This is a genomic window from Streptomyces sp. NBC_00887 (assembly GCF_045207585.1).
In genome coordinates, this window is the sequence record NZ_CP108788.1 from 6,409,998 (window position 1) to 6,434,958 (window position 24,961).

Below are 24,961 nucleotides of genomic sequence, written 5' to 3' on the forward strand. Positions count from 1 at the left end.
TTACGGTCAGAGGCGCTCGGGCGTCCGGATGCCCAGCAGCCGCATTCCCTGGTGCAGGGTCCGGGCCGTCAGGTCGACGAGGAACAGCCGGTTCTCGACGACCTCCGCCGGGTTCTCGTCGCTCAGCACATGGCACTGGTCGTAGAACGTGGTGAGGTGCGAGGCGAGCTGGTACAGGTACGCGGCCAGTTTGTGCGGCTCGCACTCCGACGCCACCTCGGCCAGGACCTCGCCGAACTGGTCCAGGTGCAGGCCCAGCGCCCGCTCGGCCGGAGCCAGTTCCAGCTCCGGGTGCGCGACGGGCTTCGCGTCCCCCGCCTTGCGCAGGATCGAGCGGCTACGGGCGTACGCGTACTGGAGGTACACCGACGTGTCGCCGTTCAGCGACACCATCTGGTCCAGGTCGAACTTGTAGTCCCGCACCGCCGACGTCGACAGGTCCGCGTACTTCACGGCGCCGACACCCACGTACCGGCCGTTCTCGACGATCTCGTCCTCGGACAGGCCCACCTTCACGGCCTTCTCGCGCACCACGGCGGTGGCCCGCTCGACGGCCTCGTCCAGCAGGTCCTCCAGCCGCACCGTCGTGCCCTCACGGGTCTTGAACGGCTTGCCGTCCTTGCCCAGGACCGTGCCGAACGCCAACTGGTGCGCATGGACGTCCTCGTTCAGCCAGCCCGCCCGGCGGGCCGTCTCGAAGACCATCTTGAAGTGCAGGGACTGACGGGCGTCCACCACGTAGACCAGGGTGTCCGCCTTGAGGTTCTGCACCCGGTCGCGGATCGCGGAGAGATCGGTCGCCGCATAGCCGTAACCGCCGTTCGTCTTCTTGACGATCAGCGGGACGGGATTGCCGTCCGGGCCCTTCACATCGTCGAAGAACACGCACAGCGCACCCTCGGAGCGGACGGCGACACCCGTCTCCTCCAGGATCCGGCAGGTCTCCTCGAGCATGTCGTTGTAGCCGGACTCACCGACGATGTCGGGGTCGCGGATCTCCATGTCGAGCTTGTTGAAGACGGAGTAGAAGTAGATCTTCGACTCGTCGACGAACCGCTGCCAGTGCGCCAGCGTCTCCGGGTCGCCGGCCTGGAGGGCCACCACCCGGTCACGGGAGCGGGCCTTGAACTCCTCGTCGGAGTCGAAGAGGACCCGCGACGCCTTGTAGACGCGGTTCAGTGACGACATGGCCGCCTCGCCGTCCGCCTGGCCGCCCTCGTGCCTCAGCTCGTCCGGGTGCTCGAAGAGGTACTGGATGAGCATGCCGAACTGGGTGCCCCAGTCGCCGATGTGGTGGCGCCGGACGACGTTCTCGCCGGTGAATTCGAGGATCTGGACCATCGCGTCACCGATGACCGCCGACCGCAGGTGGCCGACGTGCATCTCCTTGGCCACGTTCGGCTGGGCGTAGTCGATCACGGTTGTGCCGGGGGCGGCCTTCAGCGGGACACCGAGACGGTCTCCGTCGGCGGCGCGCGCGGCGAGCGTCCGGATGATCGCCCCGTCGGTGAGCGTGACGTTCAGGAAGCCGGGGCCGGACACCTCGATGTCCTTGATCAGATCGCCCGTCGGGAGGGCCGCCGTGACCTGGGAGGCCAGCTCGCGCGGGTTGCCCTTGAGCTTCTTGGCGAGGGCCAGGATCCCGTTGGCCTGGAAGTCGGCCCGGTCGCTTCGGCGCAGCAGCGGGTCCGCGGTGCCGGCCTCCGGCAGAGCTGCCGTCAGGGCGTCCGTCAGCTGCTGCTGGAGCGTGGAAGCGAGGGAATTGACCGAAGCCATGAGCCGGCTGCCGTTTCCGTAGAGGAACAAGAGATCACCCAAGTATCCCACGGGGCGTAAAGCCGTTTTCGCGCTGTGGGCGGTAGCTGGGAGAATGGGGGCTGCCCCTGCGAGGGGTCGCCCCTACGAGTCCTACACGAGAGAAGGACGTGCCGACCGTGGCTTCGAGTCAGAGCAGCACCGAGACCGACTGGGTCTCCCGCTTCGCGGACGATGTCATCGCCGAATCGGAGCGACGTGCGCCTGGCAAACCGGTCGTCGTCGCGTCCGGCCTCTCCCCGTCCGGCCCGATCCACCTGGGCAACCTCCGCGAGGTCATGACCCCGCACCTCGTCGCCGACGAGATCCGCCGCCGCGGCCACACCGTGCGGCATCTGATCTCCTGGGACGACTACGACCGCTACCGCAAGGTCCCGAACGGGGTCGCGGGCGTCGACGCGTCCTGGGCCGAGCACATCGGCAAGCCGCTGACCTCGGTGCCCGCCCCCGCCGGGTCCGCGTACCCGAACTGGGCCGAGCACTTCAAGGCCGCCATGACCCAGGCGCTGGACGAGCTCGGCGTCGAGTACGACGGCATCAGCCAGACCGAGCAGTACCAGGCCGGCACGTACCGCGAGCAGATCCTGCACGCGATGAAGCACCGTGGCGACATCGACGCCGTCCTGGACCGCTACCGGACCAAGAAGGACGGTGCCACGGGCGGCAAGAAGCCGCAGCAGAAGAAGGTCGACGAGGCCGAGCTGGAGGCCGCCGAGGGCTCCGGCGCGGCGGACGAGGACGACGGCAGCGGCAATACCGCCGGCTACTTCCCGTACAAGCCCTACTGCGGCAACTGCGAGAAGGACCTCACCGTCGTCACCTCCTACGACGACGACTCGACCGAGCTGAACTACACCTGCTCGGCCTGCGGCTTCGCCGAAACGGTCCGGCTGAACGAGTTCAACCGCGGCAAGCTGGTCTGGAAGGTCGACTGGCCGATGCGCTGGGCCTACGAGGGCGTGATCTTCGAGCCCAGCGGCGTGGACCACTCCTCGCCCGGCTCCTCCTTCGTCGTCGGCGGCCAGATCGTGCGCGAGATCTTCGACGGCGTCCAGCCGATCGGCCCGATGTACGCGTTCGTCGGCATCTCCGGCATGGCGAAGATGTCCTCCAGCAAGGGCGGCGTGCCGACCCCGGCCGACGCGCTGAAGATCATGGAGGCGCCGCTCCTGCGCTGGCTGTACGCCCGCCGCAGGCCCAACCAGTCCTTCAAGATCGCCTTCGACCAGGAGATCCAGCGGCTCTACGACGAGTGGGACTCGCTGGCCCGCAAGGTGGCCGACGGCACGGTGCTGCCGGCCGACGCCGCCGCCTACGCGCGGGCCGTCGGTACGGCCGCCGGGGACCTGCCCGGCACCCCCCGCCCGCTGCCGTACCGCACCCTCGCCTCGGTCGCCGACATCACCGCCGGTGCGCAGGACCAGACGCTGCGCATCCTCAGCGAGCTCGACCCCGAGAACCCGCTGACCTCGCTCGACGAGGCGCGGCCCCGGCTCGACCGCGCCGAGAACTGGATCACCACCCAGGTGCCGGCCGAGGCCCGCACCATCGTCCGGGACGAGCCGGACAAGGAGCTTCTGGGCTCCCTGGACGAGCAGGGCCGCGAGTCGCTGCGGCTGCTGCTCGAAGGGCTCGACTCGCACTGGTCGCTGGACGGGCTGACGACGCTCGTCTACGGAGTCCCGAAGGTGCTGGAGGGCCTGGCGCCGGACGCCAAGCCGACGCCCGAACTGAAGGTGGCCCAGCGCTCCTTCTTCGCGCTGCTGTACCGGCTGCTCGTCGGCCGGGACACCGGGCCGCGGCTGCCCACGCTGCTCCTCGCGGTCGGGGCGGACCGGGTGCGGACGCTGCTCGGCGCGTAGCACCGCGGATGTGAGGACGGGCGGGCCGCTCAGCGGCCCGCCCGTTCCGTCTTCCGCCGCCGCTGTCTACGCGATGTGGTCCGCGGCCATCTCGTTGTCGAAGCGCTGCTTGAAGCCGGGCAGCAGCCGGCGGAGCAGGGCCGCGCTGCGCGGATGACGGACGTTGTGGCCGTCCGAGAGGTGGATGTCGAGCACCTCGGCGCTCGGGTAGTCCTGGTGCTGATGCGTGTACGCGGTGAACACGTCGTACGCGATCTCACTGAACTCGATCTCTGCCTCGGCCCATTCGGCCGGGTCGGCCTCCGGAGCCTCACCGAGGGGCTCCTGCGGTGCGCGCCGGGCCACCGGGGCCTCGGGACGAACTGTCTGCTGCTCCTGGTGGGGGGCGGGCTGCTCCTCACCGGGCTGCGGTTCCGCGCTGCGCGGGTGCGGGAACGCGCCGATGGTCCCCACGTTGCCCAGTGGGCGGGTCCGGCCACCGGGACCCGAGGGGATCATGACCGGGGAGGGCTCCAGGCCCTCGACGTACGTGGGGTTGTACGTGCCCTCGTACGGCTCCTGCGGCGCCGCGAACCAAGGACTGTCGTGCGAGCCGGGGCCCTCCGCAGGCCACTCGCCCTGCTCATCGGGCTGCTGCTCCGGGTGTTGCTGAGGGTGCTGCTGCTGGGGCGCGGCGGGCTGCTGCTCCGGCTCCTGCGGAGCGTAGGCGAGCTGGGGCTGATGCCCCGCCTCGACGGCTGCCGGGGCGGCTGCCGGGGCGGGGGCCGGAGGCAGCAGGGCCGGCTCGATGCCCGCGGCGGCGAGGCCGGCCGGGGCGGTCTCGGCGAGCGGGACACCGTACTTCGCCAGACGCAGCGGCATCATCGACTCGATGGGTGCCTTGCGGCGCCAGTTGCGGCCGAACCGGGCCTGCAGACGGGCCTGGTAGATCAGCCGGTCCTGTTCGAGCTTGATGACCTGCTCGTAACTGCGCAGCTCCCACAGCTTCATCCGGCGCCACAGCTTGAACGTGGGTACGGGGGAGAGCAGCCAGCGGGTGAGGCGCACGCCCTCCATGTGCTTGTCGGCCGTGATGTCCGCGATCCGGCCCACGGCGTGCCGGGCGGCCTCGACGGAGACGACGAACAGGATCGGGATCACCGCGTGCATCCCGGTGCCCAGCGGGTCGGGCCACGCGGCGGCACCGTTGAACGCGATGGTCGCCGCCGTCAGCAGCCACGCGGTCTGGCGCAGCAGCGGGAACGGGATGCGCATCCAGGTCAGCAGCAGGTCCAGCGCCAGCAGGACGCAGATGCCCGCGTCGATGCCGATCGGGAAGACGATCGAGAACCGGCCGAAGCCCTTCTCCTCCGCGAGCTCGCGCACCGCGGCGTAGGAGCCTGCGAACCCGATCGCGGCAATGAGTACAGCACCGGCGACGACAACCCCGATGAGTACGCGGTGCGTGCGTGTCAGCTGCATTGCGGCCACCCGCGTTCCCCTCCCGACTTCGATGGACCGGCCCTGCTTCGGTATCCGGCGCGGGCACAGCCTGGCACATGCGTGCGAGTGATGTTGCGCGGGGAGGGTGCGAAGCCCGGTCCTCGGGGGAGGACCGGGCGGGGCAAGGACGCCTCTGGGCAGGTGTGTTCGTGTCCCTGCCGGGCTTGGGTCACGAGGTGGTGTCGGCCGACCCGGAGGACTACCGGGAGGCCTTGGCGGACGTCTTGGCCGAGGCCTTGGCGGACGGCTTGGCGGACGGCTTGGCGGAGCCCTTGGCGGACGGCTCGGCCGAGGGCTTCGCCGTCGCGGCGGCGTCGCCCTTTTCGGCGGCGACCGCGGCGACAGCCTCCTTGGCCGCCGCCTGGGCGTCCTTGAGGATGTCGGCGGCGGAGGGTGCCTTGGCGCCCGCATAGCCCGCACCGTTGTAGGTGAGGGTGACGACGACGTTGCCCGTACGGGCCACGATCGTCGCGTACTTGAAGTCCTCACTCGTCTTGGTGAGGTCATAGGTGACGGCGGTCGCCTGCTCGCCGATGCCGGCGGCGGGCGCGGCAGCGACCTTCTGGGCGCCCTCGGTCGCCTGCGCCTTGGCGATCTGCTTCGTGTAGTCGTCCGTCGCCCGCTTGGCACCGCTGCCGAGGGCGTCGTCCGACTCGAAGCGGGTGAAGCCGACGTCGAGCCAGCGGTACTGCGAACCCTTGACGCCGTTGTCGTCCAGGCCGTTCCAGGAGCAGCTGCCGCGGGTCGCGGTGTCGCTGGAACGGCCCGGCGTGCCGCCCTTGTTCTTCGTCTTCGGAACCAGGCTCTCGATCGTCTTCCTGCCGATCGACGCGCAGGCGTCGGGCAGCGCGGCGAACTTCGCAGGCTCGACGCCCGGCTGCGACTTCTTCGCACCCGGGGAGGTGGAGGAGCCCGAGCCCTTCGTGTCGTCGGAGTCCGACGAGCAGCCGGCGACGACGAGCATCACCGGAACAGCGGCGCAGACGAGTATGCGGGACAGTCGCGGGGCGGATCGGTGCATGGTTCCTTCACTCGGACGGCACGGCGGTCTCGGTCGTGCGGATGGTCGGGCGGGCGGGTACGTCGGCCTGGCCGGCCGTCGTACCGAAGGGCCACGGTACGACGGACGGCGGCCGGATGCCGCCTCGGTCGTATGTCCCGGGGGAGCACCGTACGGCCCCGGCGGGGCCACCGGACCCGGGCTAATCGCTGAGCGTCTCGGCAAGCTTCCGGGCCAGGGCCTGCGCCTTCTCCTGGAGTTCCTTGCTGTCGGGAACCTCGGTGACGAGGGCGGACTGCTCGGTGTACTCGATGGTCACTATGACGTTCGATGTGCGGAATACCACGCTCACGGTGCGGTGCTGTGCGGTGGAACCTGCCCTGGTGAGCACATCGTCCAGGAACGCGGCGTCGCCGAGGCCGTCGAGCAGCCGTGGCCGCAGGTCCTCGTCGGAGCCGGTGGAGGGGGCGGACGGGGTCGTGGGTGTGCCGGAGGCCGACCCGCCGGGGGTGCCGGAGGGGGAGGCGCTGGGCTTCCCGCTGGGCGACCCCGTGGGCGTCCCGGACACGGAACTGCTCGGCCCGCCCGACAGTCCGGCGGCTCCCTCCTTCTTCGTGTACACGTCCTGGGCCCGGTCGTCGTCGCTCACCGCGGGGTCGTACGACACGACGCGCTCGAAGTCGATGGACAGATTCCGGGACGCGTCAGGGGCGTCGGACTTCCAGCGGCAGCCGACCTTGCGGTCGGTGTCGAAGGTGACGGAGGCCGTGCCCTCGTACACCTTGTCCTGCTGCTCCCCGGGCAGCTCGGCGGCGCCCGGCAGCAGGTCCTTGAGGGTGGAACGCGGCACCGCGCGGCAGGATTCGGGCAGCGTCCGGTACTTGCCCGGGGGCGCGGCCGAGACCGTCGGGCTGCCGGGCTTGCTGTCGGCGGCGGGGTCGTCGGCGCCGGAGCCGGCGCTGCAGCCGGCGACGAGCGCTGCGAGAAGCGCGACGCCGGGTACGTACGCCATGTGTCGCACGGTCCCAGGCTCCCTTCGGTACGGAAAACAGGTTGCCGCTCGATGGCGGCCGGTGGACACAATGTGTATCGCACGCGCCGCTGTGAATGCCGGTCGGCCGACCTGTTTGCCGACCTCGGCACCGGTTTTGCGCTTTGAATCTTTTTCGGGGGAATTGAGGGGTTATGTCGTATGTAGAGGTGCCGGGTGCGAAGGTTCCCATCCGTATGTGGGCCGACCCGGCTTCGGTCGAGGACGTCGCGATGCAGCAGCTGCGGAACGTGGCCACGCTGCCGTGGATCAAGGGTCTGGCCGTCATGCCGGACGTCCACTTCGGCAAGGGCGCGACCGTCGGCTCGGTGATCGCGATGCACGGCGCGGTCTGCCCGGCCGCGGTGGGCGTGGACATCGGCTGCGGAATGTCCGCGGTGAAGACCTCGCTCACGGCCAACGACCTGCCGGGGGACCTGTCGCGGCTGCGGTCGAAGATCGAGCAGGCGATCCCGGTCGGCCGTGGGATGCACGACAGCATCGTGGACCCGGGAAAGCTGCACGGATTCCCGACGGCGGGCTGGGACGACTTCTGGTCGCGCTTCGACGGGATCGCCGACGCGGTCAAATTCAGGCAGGACCGCGCCACAAAGCAGATGGGAACACTCGGTAGCGGGAACCACTTCATCGAGTTCTGTCTCGACGAGGAGGGATCGGTATGGCTGATGCTGCACTCCGGATCCCGGAACATCGGCAAGGAGCTTGCCGACTTCCACATCGGGCAGGCGCAGAAGCTTCCGCACAACCAGGGCATCATCGACCGTGACCTGGCAGTTTTCATCGCGGACACCCCGCAGATGGCGGCGTACCGCAACGATCTGTTCTGGGCGCAGGAGTACGCGAAGTTCAACCGAGCGATCATGATGGGGCTCTTCCAGGACGTGGTCCGGAAGGAATTCAAGAAGGCGAAGGTCAGCTTCGAACCGGTCATTTCCTGTCACCACAACTACGTGGCGGAGGAGCGGTACGAGGGTATGGACCTGCTGGTTACGCGGAAGGGCGCGATCCGTGCCGGTTCCGGTGACTTCGGGATCATCCCGGGGTCCATGGGTACGGGTTCGTACATCGTGAAGGGGCTGGGGAACGAGAAGTCGTTCAACTCCGCCTCGCACGGCGCCGGGCGGCGGATGAGCAGGAACGCCGCGAAGCGCCGCTTCTCGACGAAGGACCTGGAGGACCAGACGCGGGGCGTGGAGTGCCGGAAGGACTCCGGCGTCGTGGACGAGATCCCGGCCGCGTACAAGCCGATCGAGCAGGTCATCGAGCAGCAGCGCGACCTCGTCGAGGTCGTCGCGAAACTGAAGCAGGTCGTGTGCGTGAAGGGCTGAGTCCGGATCCCTGACCGCAGACGGAGCCCCCGTGCCGCCCAGCGGCGGTCCGGGGGCTCAGCTGTGCGGGCGTGCTGTTCGTCCCGGCGCCTGTCCCGGCACCCGCCGGCGCGGCTCGCCCCGGCGCACGCCGCCGCTGCCGCTCGCTGTCCTCAGAGCGTGCGGTGGACCTTGGAGTTGGAGGCCTGGGCGCGGGGGCGTACCACCAGGAGGTCGATGTTGACGTGGCTGGGGCGGGTGATGGCCCAGGTGATCGTGTCGGCCACGTCGTCGGCGGTGAGCGGGGCGTCGACGCCCGCGTAGACCTTGGCCGCCTTCTCCGTGTCACCGCGGAAGCGGGTGGTGGCGAACTCCTCGGTCTTGACCATGCCGGGCGCGACCTCGATGACGCGGACCGGGGTGCCGACGATCTCCAGGCGAAGGGTCTCGGCCAGGACGTGCTCGCCGTGCTTGGCCGCGACGTAACCGCCGCCGCCCTCGTACGAGGAGAGCGCGGCCGTGGAGGAGAGGATCACGACCGTGCCGTCGCCGCTCGCGGTGAGGGCGGGGAGCAGGGCCTGGGTGACGTTCAGGGTGCCGATGACATTCGTCTCGTACATCTGGCGCCAGTCGGCGGGGTCGCCGGTCGCGACGGGGTCGGCGCCGAGGGCGCCGCCCGCGTTGTTGACGAGGACGGCGAGGGAGCGGAACGCGGTGGCGAACTCGTCGACCGCGGTGCGGTCGGTGACGTCCAGGGCGTAGGCCGTTGCCTGGTGGCCCGCCTCGGTCAGCTCGGCGGCGAGCGCCTCTATGCGGTCCTTGCGGCGGGCGGTGAGCACGACGCGGTATCCGGCGGCGGCCAGCTGCCGGGCGGTCGCGGCGCCGATGCCGCTGCTCGCGCCGGTGATGACGGCGATGGGGGTGGCGGCCATGGCGAACTCCTCGGACAGTTGATCGGTACGGCCAAGAATAGGCAGTCGGCCGGAGCGCGGATTCAGGGGTTGCGGGGTGCGTACATGATCAACGCCATGCCGGCCAGGCAGACCAGCGCGCCGATCACGTCCCAGCGGTCGGGTCGGTAGCCGTCGGCGACCATGCCCCAGGCGATCGAACCGGCGACGAACACCCCGCCGTACGCGGCGAGGATGCGCCCGAACTCCCCGTCCGGCTGGAGCGTCGCCACGAAACCGTAGGCGCCGAGGGCGATGACGCCCGCGCCGATCCAGATCCAGCCGCGGTGCTCGCGCACCCCCTGCCAGACGAGCCAGGCGCCACCGATCTCGAAGAGCGCGGCGACGGCGAAGAGCGCGACGGAACGGGCGATCAGCATGGGAGCAGCGTTTCACGGCGGCCGGACGGTGCTGTGCGGGACCGGTCCGCCGTGGGCCGCGACGAGGTGCCGCACGCCGCCCTCCGTCCTCCGGCGGTCATCGGGCTATCGCGTGGCGCAGCGCCTCGGGGTCGGGGTGTTCGCCGGCCCAGGCGATGTATCCGTCTGGGCGGACGAGCAGTGTCATGGTGCGGTCTCCGGTCCAGTGCGCGTGGACGAGCGGGGCCGGGGTCGCCGGCGCAGGGGCGTCCGGGGGTGTGATCAGGGTGAAGGCGCCGTCGCTCAGGAGGTCGTGGAGCCGGCCTTCGGCAAGCTTCAGGTCGGGGGCGCGGGTGCCCGTGAGGCGGTGACTGCCCCGAGGCGCGGGATAGGAGATTCCGATGCCGGTGATCATCCCGATCGCCTTGTCCGAGGCCGGTCGCACGGTGGACAGCAGGCGGGTGACGCCGGTGCGCACGGCCCGCTGGAGCGGGGTCCTGGCCATGGCGAGGCGGATGATCGAACCGCTGGCGCGGAGGACCTTCGTGCCGACCGGGTGCCGTTCGGCGTGGTAGCTGTCGAGGAGCGCATCGGGGTCGGCGGAGTGCCCGTGCAGGACGGCGGCGAGCTTCCAGGAGAGGTTCGCGGCGTCCTGGAGCCCGGTGTTCATGCCCTGTCCGCCGGCCGGGGAGTGGACGTGGGCGGCGTCGCCGGCCAGAAAGACCCGGCCGGTGCGGTAGGCGGGCACCTGGCGTTCGTCGCTGTGGAAGCGCGAGATCCAGCGGGCGTCGTGCATCCCGTAGTCGGTGCCGAACGCGAGGCGGGCGGTCTCGCGCAGTTCGTCGAGCTCCACGGGCTCGTTGTCGGAGGCCTGCCGGGTGCGGTTCCAGCCCATGACCCGGTACCAGCCGTCGCCGAAGGGGGCGATGAAGGCGAAGGCGTCCCCCACCCCGTTGACGGTGAGGAGGCTCGGGGGTTCCTCCGCGAGGCGGACGTCGGCCAGGACGATGGACCTGATCACGGATTCGCCGGGGAAGGGCAGCCCGAGGGCGTGCCGGACGGCGCTGCGGACTCCGTCGGTGCCGACGAGGTATTTCGCTTCGAGGGTGGAGCGGGTCCCGTCGGTGTCCCGTATCGCGGCGGTGACCGTGTCCTGGTCGGCGGACTGGCTCAGGCCCAGTAGCTCCGTCCCGTACCGGAAGGTCACGCCCGCTTCGCGTGCGCGGCGCTCCAACAGGCGTTCCACCTCGTACTGCGGGGTGATGAGGAGGTAGGGGTAACGGGTCCGCAGCCGTGACAGGTCGAGCGAGAGCCTGCCGAAGAGCCGCATCCGGGTGAGGAGGGTGCCGGTCGCGATCAGTTCGTCGGCGAGCCCCCGGGTGCCGAGCAGTTCGAGGGTGCGTGCGTGGACGGCGAAGGCGCGGGTCATGTTGCCCGTCTCCTGCGGGCGGCGCTCGACGAGGGTGACCGACAGACCTTGGGCGGCGAGGTCGCCCGCCAGGAGCATGCCGGTGGGTCCTGCCCCCACGACGACTACGTCGAGGGTGGCGGAGGTGCTGGATTCGGTGCTGGACGTGCCGGTCATGACGGCCTCCCGTGCCAAGTGCCAACGGTTGTGGGTCAACGCTTGTTGGCAAACATAGAACGCGTGGATGTGGCGTGTCAACGCTTGTTGGCCTACGATTGTTGGCATGACAGCGCAAGCCCCCTCCTCCCCTCGCCGCTCGGACGCCACCAAGGCGGCGATCCTCGAAGCGGCACGCGAGCGATTCGCCGCCGACGGGTACGAGCGCGCCACCATCCGAGCCATAGCCCGCGACGCGCGCATCGACCCGTCGATGGTGATGCGGTACTACGGCTCCAAGGAGGGGCTGTTCGCCGCGGCGTCGGAGATCGATCTGCGGATTCCCGGTCTGGGCGCCCTGCCCGCAAAGCACATCGGCGCGGTCCTCGTCGAGCACTTCCTGGACCGCTGGGAGCAGGACGACGTGCTCACGGGCCTGCTCAGGGTGGGTGTCACCAATGAAGCGGGAGCCGAGCGGATGCGGGCCGTATTCGCCGAACAGCTCGGGCCGGTAGCGGCCGGCGTCTGCCCCGACCCGGCCGATGCGCCGCGCCGTGCGGCGCTCGTCGCCTCGCAGATCCTGGGGATGGCGCTCGCGCGGTACGTCCTGCGCATCGGGCCCGCCGTCTCGATGTCCCGGCAGGAGATCATCTCCTGGCTCGCACCGACGGTCCAGCGCTATCTGACGGCCGAGCAGCCCTAGGGGCGGGGGCGGGCGTACCCGGGGCGGTGGCCTCGGGCGGGTGTGCGCGGGCGGAGGCAGCCCGTGGTGTCCGGGCCCGGCGGCTACGCGGTCGGCGCCTCGTTGCGGAGCTCGCCGAACTCACGCACGGCGTCTGCCACGACGGCCTCCAGGCGGGCGTGGTGGGCGCCCCGCCAGTACACCCGACCGCAGTCCGTGCACTGCGCGAACACGTCGTAGGTCTCCTGAGTGCCGTGTTCCAGACGGGCACTCACGGAGTCCTTGTCGGCCGCCGCGAGCAGCCCGTTGCAGGCGGTGCAGCGGGTCCACGGCGCGAGCACCGGGGCGAAACGACCCAGGACGTCGCGGAGCTGCTCCTCCGGGCGGTCGCTGTAGATGTACGCACCCGCCCAGATCTCCCGCCGCCTGAGCAGCCCCCGGTCGCGGGAGAGCAGCACCCGCTGCTCCTTCGCCGACAGGGCAGCCAGCGCCGGGTCGCCGATGTCCTTGCTCTCGTACGCCGCGTCCACACCCAGGAGCCGCAACCGGCGTGCGAGCGTGCCCAGATGGACGTCCAGCAGGAAGCGGAGCGGGGCGCCGGGGACCTGCTGCGGGCGTTGAACGGCCCGCACCTCGACCAGCTCGCCCGGACCGGGGATGTGCGAGACGGGCACGGGGCGGCCGTCGACGACGAGCTGCCCGGCCTCGGTGAGCGGGATACCGAGGGATTCCACGACGTGTCCCAGGGTCGAGGAGCCGTCGGTGATGACGCCGGTGCGCCCCTGCCGGCGCTCGTGGGCGACGAAGAGCCGCAGTTCCGGGGCTACTTCAAGGGCGATCTCGGGTCCGTTCACCTGGCCAGGATGCCATTGCGCGGGGCGCGGCAGCGAGAGGTTTCCGGGGCGCGGATCCGGGTCGGGGACAGGTGCGGGTCGAGGGCGCCGCCGCGGGTCGGGGTGGCCGCGGTCCGGGGAAGCGGCGCCACGGCCGGGGTCGGGGCCGCCGCGGTCAGTGGTCCGGGTCAGGGGGCACGGCGCAGATTTGGGTGGCCGCGGTCAGTGGTCCGGGTCAGGGGGCCACGGCGCGGATAGGGGTGGCCGCGTTCAGTGGTCCGGGTGCAGGTCCAGCCGCCAGTCGTTGGCCACCATCGGGCGGCCCGGCGGGTACTCCAGGTCGCACGTGCCGAGGAGCACGAAGCCCGCCTTGCGGCACACCGCGTTCGACGCCGCGTTGGCGACGGACGGGAAGGCGTGCAGGAAGCGGTGCTTGTGCTCGGCACGTGCCTGTCCGGCAACGGCGTTCGTGGCAGTGGTGGCGATGCCGAGCCCCTGGAAGCCGTGGAGGACCGCCCATCCCGTCTCGTACACCTGCTCGCCCTGCCAGGTCGTCTCCCAGAAGCCGATCGTCCCCACTCCCTCGCCCGTACCGGCCAGGGAGATCCGGAACATGCGGCCCTTGCCTGTCCGGTCGGCGCTGAGCGCGGCATACCGCTCGTGGCGGGCTTCGAGCTGCTCCTGGGTCTCGGGGCCGCCGAGGTGGTCCATCAGTTCGGGGGCGTTGGCCAGGCGGAGCAGCTCGAGGTCGTCGTCCGACCAGGGCTCGATCCGCACGGGCGCGGGGACCGGTGCAGTGCGTTCCATGGAGGCGACTGTAGTGCGCGGCCATGACACCGGGCCGGACGTCAGTGAGGTGCGAAAGCCGTCGGTGGCACACCCACCGTCGCGGTGAAGTCCCTGACCAGGTGCGCCTGGTCGCTGTAGCCGAGATCGGCGGCGAGCGCGGCCCAGTCGGTTTCCGGTTCCGTCTCGGCGCGCTGCAGTGCTTCGTGGATGCGGTACCGCAGGATGACCCACTTGGGCCCGACACCCACGTACGTGGAGAAGAGCCGCTGCAGAGAGCGTGCCGACAGGCCCTCGGCCCGGGCCAGCGCGTCGACGCGGAGCAGCGAGCGGTCCGTGCGCACGAGTTCGACGAGTGCCATCGCGCGCTCGGCCTGCGGGTCCGGCGGGGGCACGAGCGGCAGCAGGTACGCGTCGAGTGCCGCGACCCGGACGTCCTCCTCGGAGGGATCGAGAACGGCGCCGACCGCCGGTGCCGCGAGCACCTCCTCCGCCGGGAGCCGCTGCCCGGTCCACGCCGAGACGGGTCGGTCCGGTGCGAACGGCCGGAATCCGCCGGGCCGGAACTTCACGCCGCAGACGCGTCCCCGGCCCTCCAGCCGTTGGCTGAACAGTCCCTGGACGATGCCGACGACTTCGGCGAAACCGGCCCGTTCCGTCCTCTTGCCGTACTCGTGTCGCTGGAGGACGAGATGGACCGACGGGTGGGGGACCACATGCGAGGTGTACGGCTCGGTGAGGTCCCAGTCGATCAGCCAGTAGTGCTCCAGCCAGGGGCGCAGCGGTGGGGCGGGTTCGCGCAGGCGGAACTGCACGCGGGTGAACAGGTCGGGGGCGTCGACGATGCCCCGTGTGTCGCGTGCGGGACCGGCCATGGTCCGGATCCTATGGCGGGCCCCGGCGCGACTGTCGCGTTTCTTCAAGACGGGCGTGCCCGGGCGGGGGGATCGTCGGGAGCATGAAGAAGATCAGTGAACTCCTGGACGTCTCCGCCGCACAGGCCCGTCCCGTCGTGCGGGGGATCGGTGACGAGGACCTGGCGGACCCCACGCCGTGCAGCGAGTACGACGTGCGGGCCCTGCTGAACCATCTGTTCCTGGTGGTCGCCAATTTCCGCGCCCTGGCAGCCCGGGAGCCCGTCGACTTCAGCCGGACGCCGGATGTCGTCACGGGCGACTGGCGCGGCAGGTTCGGGGACGAGACGGCGCGGCTGGTGAAGGCCTGGGACGAGCCTGGCGCCGAGGACGGTGTGGCCGGAAGCATGGGGCTCCCGGCCAGGACGGTGGGGCTCATGGTGCTGGGGGACCTGACCGTGCACGCCTGGGACCTGTCGCGCGCGACGGGTCAGGACTACGTGCCCGACCCGGCCGTGGTGCGGGAGCTGGGACCGGGTCTGGCCGGGATGGCGCCGCAGGCCCGGGAGATGAAGGTGTTCGGCGAGCCGTTCCCCGTACCGCCCGAGGCCGGAGCCTTCGAGCAGGTACTGGCTGTGACGGGCCGGGATCCGGGCTGGTACCCGCCCCGGCCGTGACACCGCCGGCCCCCTCCGCGGGCGCCGCTCATGGTCGGCCGCTTGCGACCATTCCGGCCGGGGGCCGCATGCCGGGCGGGCTGACGTAGAGGTGGCCGAGGGAGGCGTACGCGCGGTCGACGATGTCCTCCGCCCGCGTCAGCAGCTCCAGTTCGGCGAGACGGACCGCGTCACGGGTGTACGGGGACGGCGGAGCCGGACGCCTGCGCCGCCACCAGCAGGCGCAGGCTGCGTGGATGCCGCCGGCGAAGGTCAGGACCGGGATGGACAGGGCCAGCAGAATGTCGCCCATGCCGGGCCTCCTCCGACGTCGATGCCTCTTGCATCGGCACAGCCGGAGGGGTGGCTGGAGATCATCCTTCGGACAATGAATGGCTGAATGAGGGCGTGACCTGTGCGGGGTGGGCCAGGCGACCCGCCCCGTCATCCGCAGTTGCTTCCGCCCGCTGTGCCGGCCGGGGCGATCTCCTCGATCAGGTTCTCGACCGCACCTTCGGCGTCACCTCCGGGCAGGCACTGTCGGGTGTGGTCGGCCCGCTGATCGAGGTCCCGGTACTGATCGCGCTCGTGTACGCGTCCCTGGCCCGCCGCGAAGGTTCGTGCCCACCCGGCTCGCCCATCCCCGCGGGAAGAGCCGACACGGCGCGCCACGCCCCGGCCGGGCGCATGCCCGTTCCGCGGGGCGGAGCGCTCGGGCTGTGGTGAGGTCCTCGTCAGGGGCGGGGGCGGATCACACCCAGGAAGCGCCCCCCGAACGGGGCGTGACAGCGGGAACCCGGCGCCTCCAGCGGGCTCGGAATGCGCCCGGGACGCACCGGCGGGTCCATGACCCACTCGGGCACACCGGCCGGGAACGGTAGAGTTGCTGAGCTCCCAGGCGCGGGACGGGGCCGACGATGCCCCCGGCGATCCGGTGCCCGGGGAGTTGCGGACCGCGGCCGGCGAAGCCTCTCGCCGCGAAACTCCGCCCTGACAGCAGCCCTCGGTGCTGCTGCCCCCGAGACTTCCGTCCGCCGCAGCGGACGATCCGCGGAATGCCGTCCCGGCTCCGCGGTCCACGCATGTCCCACGGTGCTGCCGGGCGTGCCCGAGTACGACAGGTGTCGCTCCCCTTGCCCTCTTCCGTGCTTTCCGTGGCCGGCCTGCTGCGCGGTCACCGCCCGTCCTGGCTGTCCCCGAAGGTCTTCCGGACGGAGGCCCTGGCCGGCCTCGTCGTGGGCCTGGCGCTGATTCCCGAGGCGATCTCCTTCTCGATCATCGCGGGTGTCGACCCCGCGGTCGGTCTGTTCGCCTCGTTCACCATGGCTGTCGTCATCTCCTTCGTCGGCGGCAGGCCCGCGATGATCTCCGCCGCGACGGGAGCGGTAGCGCTGGTCATCGCCCCCCTCAACCGCGAGCACGGATTCGGCTACCTGGTCGCGGGCGTCATCCTGGGCGGCGTCTTCCAGGTCGTCCTCGGGGCGCTCGGAGTCGCCAGGCTGCTGCGTTTCGTGCCCCGGAGTGTGATGGTCGGCTTCGTCAACGCGCTGGCCATCCTGGTCTTCATGGGGCAGATCTCCGAGATCACCGATGTCCCCTGGCCGGTGTATCCGCTGGTCATCGCCGGGCTGGCGATGATGGTGTTCTTCCCGAGGATCACCAAGGCGGTCCCGGCCCCGCTGGTCTCCATCATCATCCTGACCGTGATCACCGTCGCGGCCGGCATCGCGGTCCCGACGGTCGGCGACAACGGTGAGCTGCCCTCGTCGCTGCCCGTTCCCGGCCTGCCGGACGTGCCCCTCACCCTGGACACGCTGATCACGATCGCGCCGTACGCGCTGGCCATGGCGCTCGTCGGCCTGATGGAGTCGCTGATGACGGCGAAGCTGGTCGACGAGATCACCGACACCCGTTCCAGCAAGACCCGCGAGTCCATCGGCCAGGGCATCGCCAACATCGTGACCGGGTTCTTCGGCGGCATGGGCGGGTGCGCCATGATCGGCCAGACCATGATCAACGTACGGGTCTCGGGCGCCCGTACCCGACTGTCCACGTTCCTCGCCGGTACGTTCCTGATGGTCCTGTGCATCGTCTTCGGGCCGGTCGTCTCCGACATCCCGATGGCCGCCCTCGTCGCGGTGATGGTCATGGTGTGCTTCGCGACGTTCGACTGGCACTCCATCGCGCCCAGGACCCTCAAGCGGATGCCCGCCGGTGAGATCACGGTCATGGTCATCACGGTGGTCTGCGTGGTCGCCACCGAGAACCTCGCGGTCGGCGTCGTCGTCGGTTCGGTCACCGCGATGGTCATCTTCGCCAAACGGGTCGCCCACCTCGCCGACGTCACGGCGGTCACCGACGCGGACGGCAGCAGGGTCGTCTACTCCGTCACCGGCGCGCTCTTCTTCGCGTCGTCCAACGACCTGGTCGGGCGGTTCGACTACGTGGACGACCCGGACAGGGTCGTCATCGACCTGACCGCCGCGCACATCTGGGACGCCTCTTCGGTCGCGACCCTGGACGCCATCACCACCAAGTACGAACAGCGCGGGAAGAGCGTGGAGATCACCGGGCTCAACGAACCGAGCGCCCGGATCCACGACTCACTCAGCGGTGAGCTGACCGGCAGCCACTGACGTCTCAGGCCGCTGTGGTGCGCAGCAGCTGCCCCATCGCGGCCAGCACGGAGGGCTCGACCCGGTAGTAGACCCAGGTGCCGCGCCGCTCGGAGGAGAGCAGGCCGGCCTCCTTGAGCTTCTTCAGGTGGTGGGAGACGGTCGGCTGGGAGACGCCGACGTCGGAGATGTCGCAGACGCAGGCCTCGCCCCCCTCGTGGGAGGCGACCAGCGAGAACAGCCGCAGTCGGACCGGGTCGCCGAGCGCCTTGAACATCGCGGCCGTGCGTACGGCTTCCTCGGAGGTGAGGGCGCGCTCGGTCATGGGCGGGCAGCAGGGCGCGGTCTCCGGCTCCAGCATCGGCAACACCTGCGTATTCGACATACGTCTATGTTGACACACATCTAATCAGGCGCCTCGAAGGATCTTCTGATTCGGCACATGTCTGTATTGACGTGTGTCGAATCAATGGGGAGGTCGGCGGCACGGCCGCGCCCCGACCTTCCTGGCCACGACCGGCTACGGGCAGGTCCCCTCCATCGCCGCCGCCCTCGCCGGCGACGTGGACGCAGCCGAACGCGTCGAGCCGACCCTGCCCGGGACCGGGGTCTGCGGCGGCGCGGGACTCTTCGACGACGCAGCCGCCACAGGGCCGAGGACGACGGGGCGGGCTGCTGCGCCGCCCCGTCCACCCTGCAGATCGGTACCGGTGCCCCGGCGGTCACGACCAGCTGCTGATCCGCTCCGCAGGGGCCTCCGCAACGGCCGGCTGCCCGGCGGAGCGGCGCTCCGTGCTCCGGAAGAGCCGGCCCGGCCACCAGAACCAGCGCCCCAGGTCCAGAGCGAGGGCCGGTACCAGGACGGTCCGTACGAGGAAGGTGTCGAGCAGCACGCCGATGCCGACGATGACGCCCATCTGGGCCATCGTCACCAGAGGCAGTCCGGCGAACACCGCGAAGGTCGCCGCGAGCACCACTCCGGCGGAGGTGATGACTCCTCCGGTACTGGTCAAGCCCTCCAGCACGCCGCGTGCGTGGCCGAGCCCGAGGGCTTCCTCCCTGACCCGGTGCATCAGGAAGATGTTGTAGTCGATGCCCAGGGCGACGAGGAAGACGAAGCCCATGAGCGGAACGGACCAGTCGACTCCCGCGAAGCCGAGGACGTGCTCGAACAGGAGGTTCGAGGCGCCGAGTGCCGCGAAGTACGAGAGCACGACGGTGGCCAGCAGGAGCAGCGGGGCGACCAGGGCGCGGAGCAGCAGGATCAGGACGAGGAGCACGACCAGGAGGACCACCGGGATGACGGTCCTCAGGTCCCGGTCGGCGGCCCGCTGGGTGTCCAGTGTCTGGGCGGTGGTGCCGCCGACCAGCGCGTCCGCGCCGCCGACCGCGTGGACGGCCTCGCGGAGTCTGTCGATGCTGTCCTCGGCGGCCCGGCTGTCCGGGGCGTCCTCCAGCACCACGGAGAGGGCGCTCAGTTCGCCGTCGGCCGTACTGTTCGTTTCCTCGACGCGGGCCACGCCGTCGACGTCCGACGCGGCTGCCTTCACCTCGGCCGCCTTTCCGGCGGCCGTGATGACCTTCGCGGGATCGGAGGCACCCGAAGGGTAGTGGGCGGAGATCCTCTCCTGGGCGAGCACCGACTCGGGCTTGTCCTGGAACATCTCGGACTGGGTGAGGCCCATGTTGATGCCGATGGCACTGAGCGCGAGCACTCCGGTGACGGCGACCGACATCATCCAGGACCAGCGGGGACGCCGGGCGACGGCCGATCCGATACGGGACCAGATCGTCGTGGCCCTGTGGGCGGGAGTTCCGGACCGGGGGACGAAGGGCCAGAACACCCAGCGGCCCGCGATCACCAGCAGGGCCGGGAGGATCGTGATCATCGCAAGGAAGGCGCAGATCACCCCGACGGCTCCGACCAGGCCCATGGAGCGTGAGGAGTTGATGTCGGCCAGCGCGAGGCAGGCGAGGCCGACGGCGACCGTGCCGGCCGATGCGAGGATCGCGGGGCCGGAGCGGCGCAGGGCGATCTTCATCGCTTCGTGCCGGTCCTCGTGCCGGTGGAGTTCCTCGCGGTACCGGGCGATGAGGAGCAGTGCGTAGTCCGTGCCGACCCCGAAGACGAGCACCATCAGGATGCCCGCGCTCTGCGGATCGACGGGCAGGTTCGCGTGCGTGGCCAGCAGGTAGGTGCAGGCCTGGGTGAACACGGCGGCGAAGCCGACGGAGAGCAGGGGGAACAGCCACAGGACCGGGCTGCGGTAGGTGATCAGCAGCAGCACGGCGACGACGAGGCCGGTGGCGATCATCAGGGTGGAGTCGAGGGAGGCGAAGACCGCGACCTGGTCGACGAGGGAGCCCGCGGGACCGCCGACCTCGATGTCGACGCCGGGAGGGGCGTTCGAACCTGCGATGTCGCGCAGTTCCTTGACCGCGTCGGTCACCTCGCCCTTGGTGTCGAGGGGGACGACGGTCATGAGCGCCTCGCCGTCCTCGGACGCGAGGGGCTGCGAGACCTGCTCGCCCTCGGCGGCGAAACGGTCGAAGGCCGTACGGTCGGCTGCGGCCTTGGAGGCGACAGCGGCCGAGTCCTGGCCGGTGTAGACGACGACGGCCGGCATGACGGCGTCGTCACGGAACCTCTCCAGCTCCGTGTTGACCTGCGCGGATTCGGCGCCACGCGGCAGGAAGGCGTTGGGGCCGGTCTCCTCGACGTCGCCGACCTTGCCGGCCAGCGGTCCCAGCGCGACGGCGAGGATCAGCCACGCGGCGAGCACGAGCCATTTCGTGGTGCGACTGCCGGGGGCACTCGCGGCCCGCTTGAGCAGCGTTCTCATGAGTAGTCTCCTGGTGTGGAAGGCGGCCGGTCGGTGACCGGCCCGGGACGCACGGACCCGCACCGCGGCGTGCAGGTTTGCCGACCTGCCGCGGTGTCCGGGTGGGATGTGCCTGGAATGTGTTCTGCATGGGTACGGCCGGGAGTTACCGCTCCCGGCCGTACCGCTCTTCGTCCGCCTGTGCGAACCCGGCGCCCGGCTTCCCGAGTGCCCGGTCGGCGCGCTATTCGATCTCGCGCATCATCTTTTCCATCGAAGTGATCGAGGCGCGGGCCTGCGTCAGTTCGTCGAGGGTGCGGCGGTGCAGCTCGACGTTGTCCTCGAGGAGCTCCGCGTACTTCGCCGCCAGGCGCTTGTACTGCTCCTCGCGCGACGCCAGCATGCGTGCCCGCCAGGTCGCGGCCACCTGCCAGACGACCACGATCATGAGGAGGAAGACACCACCGGCGCCGACCACTCCCGCCCAGTCCGCTCCGTTCATCGCGCAGTCTCCTTCACGGTCTCTTTGCCTTCTTCGGTGATCGTCCGGGCAGCTCGTGCCACGGCCTGGGGGGTCAGTCCGTAGCAGAACGGGGTGACCTCGAAGTACTTCATGGCCTTGCCGTCCTGCGACACCTCCAGCTCGCCGGTGACGAGCCCTGCCGCCTCCAGCCGCTGCAGGTGCATGTGCAGGAGCGGACGGCCCATGCCCAGTTCGCGGGCGAGCCGGCTCACGTAGTTGCGGCCGCCGTCCACGAGCGCCGCGACGATCCGCATGCGATGCGGATTTCCGAGCGCCGCGAAGACCTTCAGCAGCTCGTCCCCGCTCGGCTGCGGGGCCGGGGCTCCGGTCATCGCTGCCCCCTTCCTGCGTACCTGTCACTCAAAGCTGACACCCCTCGTGGGGGCCTGTCAAAGAAACCTGACACATCTCAGGGAGATCTAAGGGTGCCTCGGGGTGAGGTCGGGGGTGAACTGTGCGGAGCCGGCGGTGATGACGCGCGAAGAGGGCGGCAGCGCGAGGAAGGCGGCAGCGCGAAGAGGGCGGCAGCGCGAGGAAGGCGGCAGCGCAAAGAGGGCGGCAGCGCGAGGAAGGCGGCAGCGCAAAGAGGGCGGCAGCGCGAAGAGGGCGGCAGCGCGAGGAAGGCGGCAGCGCGAAGAGGGCGGCAGCGCGAGGAAGGCGGCAGCGCGAGGAAGGCCGGCGCGCGAAGAAAGAGGCCCGCCCGAAGGATTCCGCAGCCGGTCGCAGCAGCCCGCCCCATCTGACGGCCACAGGTCTGGTACCTGGCTGCCGAGCTCCTCGGCACTCCCGGCTCGGGACGCGCGCCTGCGGCACGGATCGGGCAGCCCGGCCGAGAGCTCTCAGGCCCTCACGGAGAGCCGCCCGTCAGCTGATGAAAGCCCAGGTCAGGGCCAGACCAGGCAGTACGCCTGGTGTCCCGCGTCGTGCAGCCGGTGGGAGAAGTCCTGCCACTCGTGGAGCAACTGGTACACGTTGAACGCGTCGCGCGGGCCGCCGCGGTCCGGGACCGTGGACCAGATGAAGGCTGCCGCGCCGACCGACTCCTCGCCGACGCCCCGCAGCGGGTCGACGACCGTCATCGGAAGCTTGACCACCGCGTAGTCGGGGTGGAGCACGACCAGTTCCAGCGGGGGGACCTTGTTCAGGGGTATGCCCTGTATGCCGGTGAGGACCATGGCCGCCACCGTCTCGGGCTTGATCTTGCTGAACATGCCGCCCATACCCAGCTCGTCGCCGCCCAGCTCCTCCGGGCGCATCGAAATGGGCACGCGTGCGGCAGTGGCGCCGTCAGGGGCGCCGAAGTACTTGTAGGTCACCCCCACCAGTCCACTGCTCCTGCTCAGGGGACTCCCGGCGCTACCCGCCTGGGTGTCCCGTACGCGTTCGCCCTCGCGCCGGTGCCGCCCTCGTCGGGCAGGCTCGGGCCCCAGGTCGTCGGTCCCTTCGCCCACTCCGCCACCGCGATGCATATCTCATCCACCCGACTACTTCTTAGGAGACACAGCCCCCGCCGCGCAACCCGATCATCGTGTCAGTGACCTCCCCCACGAGCGTGCGGTGAAACACCTGTCCGCAAGACCGTCGGTGCCTCTGACACCATGGCATGTGTGAGCTTTCCCTATGACGCCCCAGTTTCGCAGACGCGAGGAGACTGAAGCCCTTTCGTTGTACGAGCCTCATACGGGGAGAGCGCGCTCCCTGCTCACCGGTGGCCGAGAAATCCGGCCAGACCCCCCGAACCTCGAATCGCAGATCAGGACCAAAGTGGCGTATTCATACGAAGCCCCAGTTTCGCAGACGCTTTTCGACCGCGCGTCCCTCGTGACGCCCGGCGGCGTGAATTCCCCCGTGCGCGCCTTCCGGGCCGTGGGCGGTACGCCCCGGTTCATGGTGTCCGGTACGGGTCCGTACCTCACCGACGCCGATGGCCGCGAGTATGTCGACCTCGTGTGTTCGTGGGGGCCGATGATCCTCGGCCACTCCCACCCCGAGGTCATCGCGGCCGTCCAGGACGCGGTCGCCCGGGGTACCTCGTTCGGTACGCCGGGTGAGGGCGAGGTCGCGCTCGCCGAGGAGATCGTGGCCCGGATCGAGCCCGTGGAGCAGGTGCGGCTGGTGTCCTCGGGCACCGAGGCGACCATGTCCGCGATCCGGCTCGCCCGTGGATTCACGGGGCGCGCGAAGATCGTGAAGTTCGCCGGGTGCTACCACGGGCACGTCGACGCGCTGCTGGCCGCAGCCGGTTCCGGTGTCGCCACCTTCGGCCTTCCCGACACCCCCGGTGTCACGGGCGCCCAGGCGGGCGACACGATCGTGCTGCCGTACAACGACCTGGAGGCGGTACGCGCCGCGTTCGCCGCGCAGCCGGGCGAGATCGCGTGTGTGATCACCGAGGCGTCGCCGGGCAACATGGGCGTCGTACCGCCGCTGGACGGCTTCAACGCCGGGCTGAAGGAGATCTGCGCGGCCGACGGCGCGCTGTACATCTCCGACGAGGTGATGACCGGCTTCCGTACGTCCAGGACCGGTTGGTACGGCATCGACGGCGTCCGTCCCGACCTGATGACCTTCGGCAAGGTCATGGGCGGCGGCTTCCCGGCCGCGGCCTTCGGCGGCCGTGCCGATGTGATGGCGCACCTGGCCCCCGTCGGCCCCGTCTACCAGGCGGGCACCCTCTCCGGGAACCCGATCGCCACCGCTGCCGGCCTCGCCCAGCTGCGGCTGCTCGACGACGCCGCGTACGTGAAGGTCGACGCGGTCTCCGCGGAGCTCCGGGCGCTGGTGGGCGAGGCGCTCACCAAGGAGGGTGTCGCGCACACCGTGTCGGCGGCGAGCAACATGTTCTCCGTCTTCTTCACCGACGAGCCGGTACGCAACTACGAGGACGCGAAGAAGCAGGAAGCTTTCCGCTTCACGGCCTTCTTCCACTCGATGCTGGAGCAGGGCGTCTATCTGCCGCCTTCCGCGTTCGAGTCCTGGTTCGTCTCCACCGCCCACGACGCGCGGGCGGTCGAGCGGATCGCCGCAGCCCTGCCCGCCGCCGCACGTGCCGCATCGGAGGCCACCGCATGAGCGAGACCAGCGCGCGCAGCAAGGACATCACCGTCGTCCACCTGATGCGCCACGGTGAGGTGCACAACCCGGAGGGCGTGCTGTACGGGCGGCGCCCCGGCTACGGCCTCTCCGAACTCGGCCGCCGGATGGCCGACCGGGTCGCCGAGCACCTGGACAGGCGCGACATCACCCATGTCGTCGCCTCGCCGCTGGAGCGCGCCCAGGAGACGGCCACCCCGATCGCCAAGTCGCACGGCGTGGACCTGGGCACCGACGAGCGGCTCATCGAGGCGGCCAACGTCTTCGAGGGCAAGACGTTCGGGGTCGGCGACGGCGCGCTGCGCAAGCCCGACAACTGGAAGCACCTCACCAATCCGTTCAAGCCGTCCTGGGGCGAGCCGTACGTCGAGCAGGTCGTACGGATGATGAGCGCCCTGGACGCGGCGCGCGACGCCGCCCGCGGGCACGAGGCGGTGTGCGTCAGCCACCAGCTGCCGATCTGGATCGTGCGGAGCTTCGTGGAGCGGCGCAGGCTGTGGCACGACCCGCGCAAGCGGCAGTGCACGCTGGCCTCGCTCACCACCTTCACGTACCAGGGCGACAAGATCGTGTCCGTGGGGTACACCGAGCCGGCCCGGGACCTGGTGCCCCCGCATCTGCTCGCGGGGGCGAAGCCGGTGAAGGGGAAGTCCAAGGCGTTCGGGGCATAGGCCCCGCACGACCCGGGCGTCACTCCTTCGCTGCCG

The 24,961-nt window shown here is 70.4% G+C and carries 24 protein-coding genes and 1 pseudogene; 9 read left to right on the plus strand and 16 right to left on the minus strand.

All coding sequences use genetic code 11. From position 1 onward, the window contains the following. Positions 1-6: 6 nt before the first annotated feature. Positions 7-1,776 carry an arginine--tRNA ligase gene (gene argS, locus OG844_RS29295; protein ID WP_406396296.1) on the minus strand — a complete coding sequence of 590 codons (1,770 nt, stop codon included), beginning with the start codon at positions 1,774-1,776 and terminating at the stop codon, positions 7-9. A gap of 149 nt (positions 1,777-1,925) precedes the next feature. On the opposite strand from argS, the gene lysS reads away from it, so the two are divergent. After that, positions 1,926-3,677, plus strand: a complete 1,752-nt coding sequence (lysS, locus tag OG844_RS29300) for a lysine--tRNA ligase (protein ID WP_406394305.1) — start codon at positions 1,926-1,928, stop codon at positions 3,675-3,677. A gap of 66 nt (positions 3,678-3,743) precedes the next feature. Here lysS and OG844_RS29305 read toward each other — a convergent pair whose 3' ends face one another. The 3 genes from OG844_RS29305 to OG844_RS29315 form a co-directional block, all read right to left on the minus strand. Then, the gene (locus OG844_RS29305; protein WP_406394307.1) at positions 3,744-5,147 is read right to left on the minus strand and encodes a DUF2637 domain-containing protein; all 1,404 of its coding nucleotides are present in this window, start codon (positions 5,145-5,147) and stop codon (positions 3,744-3,746) included. Between the two features lie 211 nt (positions 5,148-5,358). Further along, complete coding sequence (locus OG844_RS29310; protein ID WP_406394309.1) at positions 5,359-6,180, minus strand: DUF3558 domain-containing protein; 822 nt, start codon at positions 6,178-6,180, stop codon at positions 5,359-5,361. Positions 6,181-6,361: 181 nt separating this feature from the next. After that, positions 6,362-7,171, minus strand: coding sequence for a DUF3558 domain-containing protein (locus tag OG844_RS29315; RefSeq protein WP_406394311.1), 810 nt, complete (start codon positions 7,169-7,171; stop codon positions 6,362-6,364). Positions 7,172-7,344: 173 nt separating this feature from the next. Between OG844_RS29315 and OG844_RS29320 the strand changes: the two genes are divergently transcribed. Beyond that, positions 7,345-8,538, plus strand: coding sequence for an RtcB family protein (locus OG844_RS29320; protein ID WP_406394313.1), 1,194 nt, complete (start codon positions 7,345-7,347; stop codon positions 8,536-8,538). Positions 8,539-8,690: 152 nt separating this feature from the next. On the opposite strand, the gene OG844_RS29325 is transcribed toward OG844_RS29320, so the two are convergent. The 3 genes from OG844_RS29325 to OG844_RS29335 form a co-directional block, all read right to left on the minus strand. Beyond that, positions 8,691-9,449, minus strand: a complete 759-nt coding sequence (locus tag OG844_RS29325; RefSeq protein ID WP_406394315.1) for an SDR family NAD(P)-dependent oxidoreductase — start codon at positions 9,447-9,449, stop codon at positions 8,691-8,693. Positions 9,450-9,511: 62 nt separating this feature from the next. Next, a complete protein-coding gene (locus OG844_RS29330; RefSeq protein WP_351168574.1) occupies positions 9,512-9,847 on the minus strand; it encodes a YnfA family protein in 336 nt (111 codons plus the stop codon). A 97-nt stretch (positions 9,848-9,944) separates the two neighbouring features. Continuing rightward, positions 9,945-11,411, minus strand: coding sequence for an FAD-dependent oxidoreductase (locus OG844_RS29335; RefSeq protein WP_406394317.1), 1,467 nt, complete (start codon positions 11,409-11,411; stop codon positions 9,945-9,947). A gap of 106 nt (positions 11,412-11,517) precedes the next feature. On the opposite strand from OG844_RS29335, the gene OG844_RS29340 reads away from it, so the two are divergent. Further along, the gene (locus OG844_RS29340; RefSeq protein ID WP_406394319.1) at positions 11,518-12,093 is read left to right on the plus strand and encodes a TetR family transcriptional regulator; all 576 of its coding nucleotides are present in this window, start codon (positions 11,518-11,520) and stop codon (positions 12,091-12,093) included. Between the two features lie 83 nt (positions 12,094-12,176). Here OG844_RS29340 and OG844_RS29345 read toward each other — a convergent pair whose 3' ends face one another. The 3 genes from OG844_RS29345 to OG844_RS29355 all read right to left on the minus strand — a co-directional run bounded on the left by OG844_RS29345 (position 12,177) and on the right by OG844_RS29355 (position 14,566). Beyond that, positions 12,177-12,926 carry a Mut7-C RNAse domain-containing protein gene (locus OG844_RS29345; RefSeq protein ID WP_406394320.1) on the minus strand — a complete coding sequence of 250 codons (750 nt, stop codon included), beginning with the start codon at positions 12,924-12,926 and terminating at the stop codon, positions 12,177-12,179. A 249-nt stretch (positions 12,927-13,175) separates the two neighbouring features. Beyond that, complete coding sequence (locus OG844_RS29350) at positions 13,176-13,712, minus strand: GNAT family N-acetyltransferase (RefSeq protein WP_406394321.1); 537 nt, start codon at positions 13,710-13,712, stop codon at positions 13,176-13,178. 41 nt (positions 13,713-13,753) lie between these two features. Next, entirely contained in the window at positions 13,754-14,566 is an 813-nt protein-coding gene (locus tag OG844_RS29355; RefSeq protein ID WP_406394322.1) for a DUF6597 domain-containing transcriptional factor, read from the minus strand. A gap of 83 nt (positions 14,567-14,649) precedes the next feature. Here OG844_RS29355 and OG844_RS29360 point away from each other — a divergent pair, with 83 nt between their 5' ends. Further along, positions 14,650-15,222, plus strand: coding sequence for a TIGR03086 family metal-binding protein (locus tag OG844_RS29360; RefSeq protein ID WP_406394324.1), 573 nt, complete (start codon positions 14,650-14,652; stop codon positions 15,220-15,222). A 28-nt stretch (positions 15,223-15,250) separates the two neighbouring features. On the opposite strand, the gene OG844_RS29365 is transcribed toward OG844_RS29360, so the two are convergent. Next, positions 15,251-15,514: a hypothetical protein gene (locus tag OG844_RS29365; RefSeq protein ID WP_406394325.1), complete on the minus strand. Its 264-nt coding sequence runs from the start codon at positions 15,512-15,514 to the stop codon at positions 15,251-15,253. A 95-nt stretch (positions 15,515-15,609) separates the two neighbouring features. On the opposite strand from OG844_RS29365, the gene OG844_RS29370 reads away from it, so the two are divergent. Both OG844_RS29370 and OG844_RS29375 read left to right on the plus strand, forming a co-directional pair. Next, complete coding sequence (locus OG844_RS29370) at positions 15,610-15,927, plus strand: hypothetical protein (protein WP_406394327.1); 318 nt, start codon at positions 15,610-15,612, stop codon at positions 15,925-15,927. Positions 15,928-16,334: 407 nt separating this feature from the next. After that, positions 16,335-17,837, plus strand: coding sequence for a SulP family inorganic anion transporter (locus OG844_RS29375; protein ID WP_406394329.1), 1,503 nt, complete (start codon positions 16,335-16,337; stop codon positions 17,835-17,837). Positions 17,838-17,841: 4 nt separating this feature from the next. Here the strand turns inward: OG844_RS29375 and OG844_RS29380 are convergent, their stop codons facing one another. Continuing rightward, positions 17,842-18,201, minus strand: coding sequence for an ArsR/SmtB family transcription factor (locus OG844_RS29380; protein WP_406394331.1), 360 nt, complete (start codon positions 18,199-18,201; stop codon positions 17,842-17,844). An 88-nt stretch (positions 18,202-18,289) separates the two neighbouring features. Here OG844_RS29380 and OG844_RS29385 point away from each other — a divergent pair. Further along, positions 18,290-18,555: pseudogene (locus tag OG844_RS29385) on the plus strand (flavoprotein); the annotation flags it as partial. Here OG844_RS29385 and OG844_RS29390 read toward each other — a convergent pair. The 4 genes from OG844_RS29390 to OG844_RS29405 form a co-directional block, all read right to left on the minus strand. Further along, positions 18,539-20,659, minus strand: a complete 2,121-nt coding sequence (locus OG844_RS29390; RefSeq protein WP_406394332.1) for an MMPL family transporter — start codon at positions 20,657-20,659, stop codon at positions 18,539-18,541. The pseudogene OG844_RS29385 and the gene OG844_RS29390 sit on opposite strands and share 17 nt — an antisense overlap. A 223-nt stretch (positions 20,660-20,882) precedes the next feature. After that, positions 20,883-21,140: a hypothetical protein gene (locus tag OG844_RS29395; RefSeq protein ID WP_383184824.1), complete on the minus strand. Its 258-nt coding sequence runs from the start codon at positions 21,138-21,140 to the stop codon at positions 20,883-20,885. After that, positions 21,137-21,493, minus strand: coding sequence for an ArsR/SmtB family transcription factor (locus OG844_RS29400; protein ID WP_406394333.1), 357 nt, complete (start codon positions 21,491-21,493; stop codon positions 21,137-21,139). The genes OG844_RS29395 and OG844_RS29400 overlap by 4 nt, the downstream gene beginning before the upstream one ends. A 552-nt stretch (positions 21,494-22,045) precedes the next feature. Further along, complete coding sequence (locus tag OG844_RS29405) at positions 22,046-22,504, minus strand: hypothetical protein (protein WP_406396297.1); 459 nt, start codon at positions 22,502-22,504, stop codon at positions 22,046-22,048. 421 nt (positions 22,505-22,925) lie between these two features. On the opposite strand from OG844_RS29405, the gene hemL reads away from it, so the two are divergent. Further along, positions 22,926-24,233, plus strand: coding sequence for a glutamate-1-semialdehyde 2,1-aminomutase (hemL, locus tag OG844_RS29410; protein WP_406394335.1), 1,308 nt, complete (start codon positions 22,926-22,928; stop codon positions 24,231-24,233). After that, entirely contained in the window at positions 24,230-24,925 is a 696-nt protein-coding gene (locus OG844_RS29415; protein WP_406394337.1) for a histidine phosphatase family protein, read from the plus strand. Before hemL ends, OG844_RS29415 begins: the two co-directional genes overlap by 4 nt. Positions 24,926-24,961: the final 36 nt, after the last annotated feature.